The sequence below is a fragment of the Zongyangia sp. genome (assembly GCF_965361945.1).
The window spans coordinates 1-9930 of record NZ_CBDTOK010000076.1 but is presented as its reverse complement, the minus strand read 5'-3'; the positions used below and the strand labels follow the sequence as shown (position 1 = coordinate 9930).

General features: G+C 40.3%; 8 protein-coding genes and 1 pseudogene. 7 read left to right on the top strand and 2 right to left on the bottom strand.

Annotated elements, in window-relative coordinates; genetic code table 11:
* Positions 1 to 144 precede the first annotated feature (144 nt).
* The 7 genes from ACZ25G_RS05020 (at position 145) to ACZ25G_RS04990 (ending at position 9221) form a co-directional block, all read left to right on the top strand.
* Positions 145 to 1032 (top strand): tyrosine-type recombinase/integrase, encoded by an 888-nt coding sequence (locus ACZ25G_RS05020; RefSeq protein ID WP_463681747.1) that lies wholly within the window; start codon positions 145 to 147, stop codon positions 1030 to 1032.
* Between the two features lie 454 nt (positions 1033 to 1486).
* Positions 1487 to 3205 carry a dynamin family protein gene (locus tag ACZ25G_RS05015; RefSeq protein ID WP_463681746.1) on the top strand — a complete coding sequence of 573 codons (1719 nt, stop codon included), beginning with the start codon at positions 1487 to 1489 and terminating at the stop codon, positions 3203 to 3205.
* Between the two features lie 65 nt (positions 3206 to 3270).
* The gene (locus ACZ25G_RS05010) at positions 3271 to 3759 is read left to right on the top strand and encodes a zinc ribbon domain-containing protein (RefSeq protein WP_463681745.1); all 489 of its coding nucleotides are present in this window, start codon (positions 3271 to 3273) and stop codon (positions 3757 to 3759) included.
* A 62-nt stretch (positions 3760 to 3821) separates the two neighbouring features.
* On the top strand, positions 3822 to 4280 hold the full coding sequence (locus tag ACZ25G_RS05005; protein ID WP_463681744.1) for a zinc ribbon domain-containing protein: 459 nt from the start codon (positions 3822 to 3824) through the stop codon (positions 4278 to 4280).
* 107 nt (positions 4281 to 4387) lie between these two features.
* Positions 4388 to 6460 carry a dynamin family protein gene (locus ACZ25G_RS05000; RefSeq protein WP_463681743.1) on the top strand — a complete coding sequence of 691 codons (2073 nt, stop codon included), beginning with the start codon at positions 4388 to 4390 and terminating at the stop codon, positions 6458 to 6460.
* Positions 6457 to 7425: a M48 family metallopeptidase gene (locus tag ACZ25G_RS04995; RefSeq protein WP_463681742.1), complete on the top strand. Its 969-nt coding sequence runs from the start codon at positions 6457 to 6459 to the stop codon at positions 7423 to 7425. The genes ACZ25G_RS05000 and ACZ25G_RS04995 overlap by 4 nt, the downstream gene beginning before the upstream one ends.
* The gene (locus tag ACZ25G_RS04990; protein ID WP_463681741.1) at positions 7422 to 9221 is read left to right on the top strand and encodes a dynamin family protein; all 1800 of its coding nucleotides are present in this window, start codon (positions 7422 to 7424) and stop codon (positions 9219 to 9221) included. The genes ACZ25G_RS04995 and ACZ25G_RS04990 overlap by 4 nt, the downstream gene beginning before the upstream one ends.
* Before the next feature lie 158 nt (positions 9222 to 9379).
* Here the strand turns inward: ACZ25G_RS04990 and ACZ25G_RS04985 are convergent, their stop codons facing one another.
* The gene (locus tag ACZ25G_RS04985; protein WP_463681748.1) at positions 9380 to 9628 is read right to left on the bottom strand and encodes a hypothetical protein; all 249 of its coding nucleotides are present in this window, start codon (positions 9626 to 9628) and stop codon (positions 9380 to 9382) included.
* A gap of 23 nt (positions 9629 to 9651) precedes the next feature.
* Positions 9652 to 9783: pseudogene (locus ACZ25G_RS04980) on the bottom strand (cysteine-rich VLP protein); the annotation flags it as partial.
* Positions 9784 to 9930 lie beyond the last annotated feature (147 nt).

Genomic DNA, 9930 nt, shown 5'->3' with positions numbered 1-9930 from the left:
TTCGTCCAGGCGCTCTTTCTGAAGATCCACAAACTCTCTAGTGATTGCCGGGTCTAGAAACATGCGCCTCTTTTTTCATATTTTATTCCACACTTTTTTAGATACAATACAAATGGCACATTAAGAAAGAGCGAGGGAATATTTATGCAAACAAAAGAATTGACCGTAGAACTTGATTATAGCTATTTGAACCGGTTATCCGATTACAAAACTTATTTACAACAGGAGGGGCGGAGTGAGAATACTATTAGCAAATACCTCCGTGATTTGCAGGCATTTCGGTGCTTTCTATCAGGGCAACCTATAACAAAGGAAAAATTTCTTTTCTGGAAGGAGCAATTAACGGTAGTTTATGCACCTACTAGTGTCAACTCCATGTTGGCAGCGGTCAATAGTTTTTTGGATTGGCTGGGATTCTCGGAAATGAAAGTAAAGCCGATAAAAATTCAAAGAGAGATTTTTGCAAAACCAGAAAAAGAGTTGACGATTGAAGAATATAAAAAATTAGTAACCACCGCTGAACAAAAGAAAAACTATCGGTTGTCGCTTCTTTTACAAACCATCTGCGCTACGGGCATACGGGTATCAGAATTAAAATTTATTACGGTAAATTCCATATTAACGCGGCGGGCAACTGTTGCTTGTAAGGGAAAAACTCGCACAGTATTTCTTCCGGTAGATTTATGCCGTGCATTGAAGGAATACTGTAAAAAACAAAGGATAAAAAGAGGAGTGATTTTTCGCACAAAAAATGGTAAAACTCTCGATAGATCGAATATTTGGAAAGAGATGAAAGCCTTATGTAAGGATGCGGGCGTTGAATCAGGAAAAGTATTTCCCCACAACTTACGTCATTTATTCGCTCGAACCTTCTATGGATTGGAAAAAGATATCGCCCGCCTTGCCGATTTATTAGGGCACTCCAATATCGCTACTACTCGGATTTATACAATGGAAAGTGGCAAAGAACACGAAAAGCAAATAAACCGCATGAAACTGATACTATCGCAAAATATAAAAACAACCACATAATGATTGTTATGTGGTTGAACAGCAAATTCATATTAATTAATTATACCACATAAATAGCCAAAATTCAACACTCGCTCTCCTTGAGTTTCCGCAGTTTTGTCCACAGAACTCCTAACCAGGATGATTGATTATACAACATTATATACCTATCAAATCTTTTTTCTGAATTTTGCGGAATAAATATTGGCCAGCTACCACATAACAATCATTATGTGGTTGAAGAAAATGAGCAGTGACAATTATATCATACGAACTATAAAAATAGCTATTTTCCTTAACGATATAGTGTCGCTAATAATTATAAGAACTGACAAAGAGTGTTCCCGCATAATAAAGATGAATAAATTTAAAATAAAACAAAATGCTATGGGGCTACTTGGGAACATCGGGAGATTGAGGAATGGTGACTGAATATAGAAGTGTGGAATACCGGCTTCATGAATGTCTGGTTCAGATGCAAGAACTGCTGTCCATTTTGGGCTTCGATCAAACATTACTTGACTCTATACAGGACTGCAAGGAATTAATTAAAAATAAGCAATATCAAATCGCTGTGATGGGTGAATTCAAACGCGGTAAAAGTTCGCTTATCAATGCGCTTTTGGGAGCAAAGATACTGCCTGCTGATGCAACGCCAACTACAGCAACAATCAATCGCATTACTTACGGTACAACGCCAAAAGCTATTATTACTTTTCGCGATGGAGAAAAAAAGGAAATTCCGATTGGCGAGTTGGCCAACTATGTTACCAAAACCACAGCAGACGGGGAAGCCAGGGCATTACGGATCAAAGAAGCTACCGTGTATTTTCCAACAATGATTTGCCAGAATCATATTGACATTATTGACACTCCTGGGTTGAACGATGAAGCAAGAATGACGCAAATCACAATAGATACAATTGCAAATGTTGATGCAGTAATCGTTCCGATCCACGCCCGCGCTCCTTTCAGCGAAACAGAAAAAAATTTCGTATGCCAACTTATCGAAAGCGATAGCATAAGTAATCTAATTTTTGTTGTCACTTTCCTGGATCAGCTGGATGAAGATGATTATGAGTATGAAAAATTTATGGCATACATCCGACGCCGTATCCAATCGGAAGTATTTTCAGAATTAGAGAAACGAAACAGTTCGGAGATAATTATCCGAAAAGCGCATCGGCTATTAGACCGATTACAAATTAATGGCATTTCCTCATCACAGGCCCTTGAATCTTTTATTTCAAATAATCGTGAATTGCGTAAAAGGAGTCGTTTTGAACCGTTTTATGATGCGCTCATCAGCATTGTTACGGCAAAGCAACTGGAAAATGCCATTAAGAAATCTGTTGAAACATTACATTTTGTAGTTTCAGAATTTGATGGGCAAAATCGAAAACATACAGGGCTCTTAGAAAATGAATTTCATAAGCTGGAATCTTGTAAGAATTGTCTCAACCAGTATTATACTAATTCTCCTAAAAAGCTAGAATCAATTTTGATACGTAATTCTGATATGCTGCAAAATATGATAAATGCTTTCAATACGAATAAAAATTATATTGTCAACGAATTTATCAGGGATTTATCACAACTGCGTCAGAACAAACATGAAGTTATCCGTGCAGCTTTAGATAAGACATCAGCCCGAGTCTGTGATGAAATTCGCAAGAGATGTGTGATTCTGCAAAGTGAAATGATTCATGCATTTGAAAGTATTCTGCCACCATTCAGTCAGCAGGAAAGGGAAAAACTGCATTTTGTTTCTGAGACTCTAGCCGCATCAACCCTAATTAGCTTTGATGATACAGCAGCGGCCATGATGAACTTCACGCAAACAATATTCGGCAACGCAATGTTTTTGTGGAAGGCATCATATGGTGAAATTCAGGACTTAACTAGTTGTAATGTCATCGAGATCATTATACAAGCTGCCGATATGTCCATTACAAATTATATCCGGGAACTGAATCAAATTGTATCTATCATATCAAAAAACTGGTGCACTCAATTTGAAATGCACCTGAAAGCACTATATTCCTGCGTAGAGGAAGAAATTACTCATAGGAAGGAGGCACAGGATATGCAATATAAGGCTTATCTGCGAAATTATCAGATGTTTTACCAAAGTGCCCAAGAAATTCTTCAGCAGAGTAATTCTTTATGGGAGGAAATCCAGAAAGAGGATTGAATATGAACGCTTGCAAAAATGCGGTGCCCCGCTAAAAATAATTTAATTGTGAGGGAGGAATTATTATGAAAAAATGTCCAAACTGCGGCTCAGAAGCAACTGATGAACAATTTTTTTGTCAGCATTGTGGCACTCGGTTAGAAGATGAAATTCGACCATCCCCAGAAATTAAGGAAAAAGAAACTTCTGTTGCTATGCCTCAAAAACTCGAAAAAAAATGGCGTATAATTCTTGGGCTTTCTATAAGTATTTGTATTTTTTCGACCATCTTTGCTTGGATTGAATTTAATGAGGCGAACGATTATAGGCAGAGGTATTATTCAGCCAACAGCGACAGGAATGAATTGAAAGAACTGAATTCGGCCATGAACCAACAGGTTGATTTTATGAACCAATATATCGCTATTATTGATAGCAATAGCGATGACAATCTTTATCATACATATGCCTGCGACGTTTGGGATAATTGGAGTGACGAATGGTCAATCCTGGCGTATAATACCCATGCTGCTGATGACCGCGGCTATGAACCATGCCCGGAATGCCATGATTAAAAACAAAATTTAATTATAAATTACAATACTATAAAAAGCGAATAAGTAGGAGGGATATATTTATGGGAACAGACTACTATGTGGGAGTAATTTTTGGCTCTTTGATGATGGGGGCGTTGCTTGGCTTGATTCCAGGAATTATTGGTTATAAAAAAGGAAAAATAGGGTTAGCTATTACAGGATTTGTTTGCTGCGTAGGAGGATCATTCATTCTAGGGCTATTCCTGTCTATCCCTATGTGTATTATTTTTACTGTTCTTATTGTGCTTTCAAGCCCCAAAAGCCATACGCAGGCTTCTGTTTCTTCCGATTCTAATACGCATACGACTACAGCTAATATCAGCCAAAATACAAAGTATTGTACTCAATGTGGGAAGCCTTTATCAGCTGGACAGGCTTTTTGCCCGAATTGCGGAGCGCGTCAAACACCTCCTGCTACCCCTACTCAATGTCCGAATTGTGGTTGTAAAGTTCCTGCTGGAACAATCTTTTGCGAGAAATGCGGTATGAGAATCAAATAGAAAGATGTTTTACGACCCCATTCTTCTTCCGATAGGATTATTGATTATGATAGCTGTCCAGCGGCTATTTATGGCTATATCAGAGAATTTTTCAGGGGAGGATTTTTATGTCAGAAACAAAATTCAGCAGCTTTACAAATTACAAGCAGACGGTGATTGAACTCACAGGCGATTTGAAAAAGATTCGTGAATTCAGTCAGCGTATGAATCTGGAGGGGAATGTAGCGGCTATCGAAGATGTGCTCAGGCGTTTAGCTGAGGATACTTTCAGCGTTGCTATTGTGGGGGAGTTTAAGCGAGGAAAAAGTACGCTCATCAATGCACTGCTTGAAAAGGACGTACTGCCTACAGATGTCGTTCCAACCACAGCCACCATTAACAGGGTAGCTTACAGTGTCACTCCCTTTGTCCGTATCGAATACAATGATGGGAAAACCGAAGATATTGAAATTGACAAATTAAACGACTATGTGACAAAACTCACGCCAGAAAGCGAGCAAGTTGCCCAAACCGTTAAAATTGCTACGGTGTACTATCCTGTTAATTATTGTAAAAACGGTGTAACTATCATTGATACTCCCGGTTTAAACGATGATGAGGCCATGACCAATGTTACATTATCCGTACTGCCTCAAATTGATGCTGCCATTATGGTAATGATGGCAGGTTCTCCCTTTTCTCAATATGAGTGTGACTTTTTGGAAAATAAAGTAATTACCAGTGATTTAGGACGCGTTCTTTTTGTTGTTACCGGTATTGATCTTTATGACGAGGATGACGCGCAAAAAATCTTAAATGTCATTAAAAAACGGATTACGGAATCTGTTTTGTCGAAAGCGAAAAAGACTTATGGAGAGGGTTCCAAAGAATACGAGGCTTACCAACGAAAACTGGGAAATATCCATATCTATGGGCTGTCTGCTAAAAAAGCGCTTAAAGCAAAGCAAAAGGGCGATCCCGATATGTTAGCGAAAAGCAGATTCCCTGAATTTGAGACAGCACTGGAACGCTTTTTAACGGAAGACCGGGGCGCGGTTATGTTGAACGTTCCCATCAGCCGTATTAAAACATCTTCTATTGAACTTGTCAAAGCAGTGCAATTAAGAGAAAGTGCGCTGGCTATGCACAAAGAGGACTTTAATACCAAATACGAAAAAGCAATGGCAGAAATAGAGCGTATTCGCAGTGAACGTCAAAGGGAGTTCAAACAAATTAATGAAGCTGCGGAACGAACTTACAACGACTTGATTCCCGTCATTAAGGATTATTGGTCTTCTCTTGAACAAGCGGCAGACGATGCAGTTGATTCCTATTTCATTGCTTCAGCAGATGAATTAAAGGGTTCGGCCGCCCAGGAAACGCAGGAAGCAATGACAAAAGCAGTGAAAGCGGCAATATCAAGAACCAGCCAAAATATCATGGAACGCGTACAACTGGCCATTGATGATGCTTTATCCGATGAAGCGGAGCGTTTATCGGATTTTGAAAACAAGTTTTATGAAGCCACTGAAGGTATCCAAAACTTGTTTATTTCGGTGAACGGGGATGGTTCTTCCGGCTCAGATATGGCTATTAGTGTTGTTGCGTCCAGTTTGCTAGGCTATGGACTGGGAGGAATTTATCTGGGTTACAAACAAGCTGGCTGGAAGGGCGCTTTGCTGGGAGGAGGAACTAGCTTTGCAGGGACAATGGCCGCAAGCATGGGCGCTGGCGTCCTGCTTACAGCGCTATCTATCCCGCTCACTTGGCCTGTCCTGTTGGTTGCAGGGATTGGCGCTGCGACAGTTGGGGCATTTACTGGAAAGTGGGCATTGGGAAAAGTTTTCGTGAAGGATCGAATCGAAAAGTTTAAAAATTCCTTTAAGGATGCTGTTCATGCTGAACTGGTTCAGATGAAAGCGGCTGATGATGTGAGTAATATAGTTCGTTCTCAGATTGAATCCGCATTTGATGCACTCAAAGAAAAGATTCGGATCGAAACAGAAAATATTTTGGGAGATACACAGAACCAACTTACACAGCTCAAGGTTGAATTGGCACAGAACGACAGCATGGATGCCCGCGAACGAGAAGAGCTTAAAAACATGCTGGCTGAGCTGGACGCCATCTGCACTCGTGCGGATGAAATCAGTAAAGAATTGACTCTTGTACTTACCAGGCAGGAGGCGGATGAATCGTGAGGACAAATCCAACTGAAGTAATTGATATTAGCTTCAAAAATTATCTTGCCAATCGTAAGGCTCTGGCACAATCCCACATGGTGGGAGAAATTCCGGATTATGCATACGGCGTAGATTATCTTCTTCGTCAGAAGATAAGGGCGATCCCCGGCTTTTATCCGCTGGTAAAGGCGATTACAAACACTTATGTTCCCTATATAAAACAGCAGACAAACTTGCGCTCTTTGAAGGTAGGGCCAACTCAATTCCCCGATGTATACGAAATTGTTTCCGACTGTGCTATGCGCTTAGGGATTGGTATCCCTGCGGTTTATATTGAACCTAATCCTTCTATAATTAATGCTTGTACATATGCGTATGAAGATGACACTCCTATTATATTAATTACATCTGCGCTACTTGAGCGAGTTACCCCGGGTGAACTGCGGGCGGTAATTGGACATGAGTGTGGGCATATCCATAATAATCATGGCATTTATAATACTGCCGCTAATCTGGTTCTGAATTCTTTGCAGATTGCCATTCCAGGTATTCAGCAGATTATGGCAGCCATTTCTGCACCTTTGCGTTGGTCGATTATGATGTGGAGCCGCGCTGGAGAAGTCACCTGTGACCGTGCAGGTGTTATTTGCTCCGATGCTGCAAATGACAATATCACACTGCAAGCTAAATTTATGTATGGTGCTGCGTTAAATCGTCAAGATATCAATATTGAAGCTATACTTAAACAATACGATACTCTGCGCTCTACCCCCGTCCGTTTGCTGGAACTTGAAGATACGCATCCCCTTTCGGTGCGGCGTATCTTTGCTATTAGGGAATTTTTAGGTAGTGAAGTTCTGTACTCTTGGCGACCGGAATGGAAGACTCCAGATATGCATCTTATTGGGAAGCAGGAATTAGACTCCCGCTGCGAAAAATATATCAGCGTGGCAAAAAGCGAAAATAGGAGGCGAACACCATGAGTGCTGAATCCTTTCAAAATAGGATAATTCTGGATTATGAAAGTATCTGTACTGATTTAGAACAGATTTTAGAAAACATTGGCGGATTATGCGGGGATAGATACTTTATTAAAGCTCTGGGTGAAAAAAACATCCAAATAATTCGTAACAGAAAAGATATAATTGGCAGACGTTTGCGGGGAGGGTTCCAACTAGTTTTTATCGGTGATTTTAAGCGTGGTAAATCTACACTCATCAATGCACTGTTGGGGGAAGCTGCTGTTCCCACAGCAGTTACGCCAGAGACTGTTACAATTAATAAGCTTTCATATTCGGATATTTCTCGTACGGAAGCGGTCTTAAAGAACAGAAAACGCGTTCCGCTTTCACAGGCTGAACTCACGCGGGAATCTCTAGATAAGATTATGGAGCAGCTTCCCGCACCTGTTGACCACATTGATATTCGTCTGAATCATAAATACCTTCAGGATATAACAATTGTTGATACACCCGGAATGAGTGATTTACTGAAAGCATTTGATGAACAGGTAGCCGACTACTTAGTAAATGCTGATGCGATTATCTATGTAGTGTCGGCACGCTCTCCTCTTTCTTATACGGAACAGGCATTCTTATCTACCACAATCATGCCGCAGAGCTTTTTTAGAGTGTTTTTGGTTATTAATATGGCTGATACTCTAGAAACAGAAGAAAATTTAATAAAGGTGAAAGAACTAGTTGAAGATCGTGCAAAGACAATCAGTGATAAGATATATGTGTATATTTTAAGTGCTTTGGATGAATATTGCCGTAAGCGTGGTTTGAATCGGCCTGAACATGAATTAACGGAAGTATTGGAAAATAATTTTTTGGAGTTTGAGTCTGCAATACAAAATGACATTCTCTTTCAAAAAAATATTATCAAATCAACACGTGGGATAGCCCTAACCCAAAATCTTCTTGACGAGATTGTTTCCCGCATAACTCTTATTCAAACCTCTTTAAAGGCAAACGCTGAAAAACTGGAACGGAATGAGGATATATTTAAAGAGCAGGATGCCGTCTTACGGGCTGGTATAGAAAAACATAAAGAAACCCTTTCTGCTAATATAGACGAAATGTCGACAGAAGCAAAAGGATGGATGCGTACTTTCTTGGAGCGAATGAAAAAAGAAATCGAAGGACTGAACAGTACAACGGATATCAGTGACCTTCAACGCTATTTCCAGTTTTACCTTATGGATCACATAAAAAGTGCGATTCTAGCATGTACCCAAAAGCATCAGAAAGAGATTGGGGAGTTACTACTTAGTAATGCAAAAGCAATATCCGGGGAAATTTCTCAAAATGCTTATGGAAGCATTCAAGCTCAAGTATCTAATAGTATTACTGATATCAGCTGGACAAGTGTGGATACGGCTATGTTCGCCGGAGATGTTTTTCTCTCCATGTCAGGACTAAGTACAGCATTGGGGCCGCTTGTGACAATCGGACAGGCTATCGCAGGCGTCATACGGCAAAAAACAATGGCTAAAAGGCAAGTGGATATTATTACTCCTGTTTTGAAGGAGTTTCCCTCTATTACCTCCAGTATTCTTAACAGTATTGATGAAATTTATGCTCAAATCAAAAAAAAGGCTCTGATAAAACTGGGAGAATTGTATCAAAGTCAAATCGAGATTTCAGAAGAAGCGATAGAGCAGGCCCAACAGATTGTATCTGACGAAAATGTAAAGATGCAGGATATCCTGGATTTTCTTGACGATACTTTACGAATCGTTAAAGGGTATATTCAGCAATTAAAGGGATATGAGTAATAAACCGGACGCTGGAAGTTGCTGAAAAACCTCTTTACTCTCTACCTCTTCTCTCCTATAATTCCGTCTTTGACAGTCATAAAAGACCAAACACCGCTGTAATGCCCATTCTATGAGGGTATTACGGCGGTGTTCTTTTGTTTTGATATATAGGCTTTTTATTTCCCTTTGCTCTTTTTTTCGATTTCCCTCATTTTGCTTTTTGTAAGAAATTCGAAATCCGTGCTGAATCCGCTGATCTCATGCAGTTTATCCGTCAGTTTTGTTTTGGTACAGATGGGCATGAACCCCTGGCCCTGCACATCTGCGAACTGATACTCCCGCAGCCCTTCAAGGATTTCTCCGCAGGTGTATTCCTTCCCAATTTTGCGTCGGTCGGTAGCACTGCGCTGCGGAAATATCGGCATAGAGCGCTGTTTGTGTAGCAGAGACCGAACATGGGACAGTCGCAATCCAGCGGCAAACATCCGTATTCTTTGTCGTAGTTGGCGCACAGAGAAGTAATCAGCTTTTTTATCCGCTGCTTTTCCCGGCCTGTCAGTTCACGGTTTTGGCTTGGCATTGGTCATTTCTCCTTTCTTGCTGCCGGGAGTAATCTAAAACAAAAGAAATGGATTACTCCCTCACTAATAGGAGAAATACAGGGTGGTTAGCGGAACTGTTTTTTCGCAAAATCAAAGAAATTTTGAAAAATATTTCTGAAGGGAGG